1 protein-coding gene is annotated in these 260 nt (G+C 44.2%); it reads right to left on the bottom strand.

Annotated features, from left to right (window positions below; translation table 11 throughout):
• A partial coding sequence (locus SB659_RS19870; protein WP_410551661.1) for a hypothetical protein occupies nucleotides 1-228 on the bottom strand: 228 nt, incomplete at its 3' end.
• Between the last annotated feature and the right edge of the window lie 32 nt (nucleotides 229-260).

The raw sequence follows: 260 nt of genomic DNA, 5'->3' as shown, positions 1-260 counted from the left end.
CTCTTCTGCGCTTACTGATCCACTCTCGTTTTCAGTGGGGCAAAGATAGAAACTTATCACATCCCCCGCAAGTTTATTTAACATAAAGTTCATCCTGGGTTCATATATTGACCTAAGGAACTGGAATGCAGGGACTAAAATTTTAAACAAATGTTTGGCATCCCGGGACAAGGGAGGCAGGGATTGCAGAATGAAGGGAAAAAGGGGCATCGGGGTGCCTGCAGTCATTATATATAGGATGGGCAATGGAGGATGTACAT

The sequence above is a fragment of the Arthrobacter sp. SIMBA_036 genome, assembly GCF_046535135.1.
GTDB lineage: Bacteria > Actinomycetota > Actinomycetes > Actinomycetales > Micrococcaceae > Arthrobacter.
The sequence above is the reverse complement of the archived record's forward strand: the minus strand, read 5'-3'. Positions and strand labels throughout refer to the sequence as shown.